Annotated in this window: 1 protein-coding gene; it reads left to right on the top strand. The window is 69.9% G+C overall.

Going from position 1 to position 382, the window contains the following annotated elements:
* Positions 1 to 382 (top strand): efflux RND transporter permease subunit (locus FJV41_RS51850; RefSeq protein ID WP_141649717.1); only part of this gene is annotated, 382 nt, incomplete at both ends.

Genomic DNA, 382 nt, shown 5'->3' with positions numbered 1-382 from the left:
GACACGGATGGCGCTGCCCACCCGCGAGGGGCCCCAGCTCCTGGGCGACCTCACCCGGGTGCAGCGCGAGTGGACGCCCGTCTTCGTCACCCACGTGGACATCCAGCCCACCTTCAACGTCCGCGCGGACGTCCAGGACACGGACCTGGGCAGCGTGGCGTCGCGGCTGGAGCCGATCGTCGACCGCTACCGAGAGGAGCTGCCGCCGGGCTCGCGCATCCAGGTGCGTGGGCAGGTGGAGAGCATGCGCACCAGCTTTGACCGGCTGCTGTTGGGCCTGCTGTTCGCGGCGGTGCTCGTCTATGCGCTGATGGTGGTCAACTTCCAGTCCTGGCTGGACCCCTTCATCATCATCACCGCGCTGCCCGGGGCGGTGGTGGGC

It is taken from the genome of Myxococcus llanfairpwllgwyngyllgogerychwyrndrobwllllantysiliogogogochensis, from assembly GCF_006636215.1.
In the GTDB taxonomy this organism is placed as follows: domain Bacteria; phylum Myxococcota; class Myxococcia; order Myxococcales; family Myxococcaceae; genus Myxococcus; species Myxococcus llanfairpwllgwyngyllgogerychwyrndrobwllllantysiliogogogochensis.
Note: the sequence above shows the minus strand (reverse complement) of the source record. Positions and strands in the feature narration are given on the sequence as shown.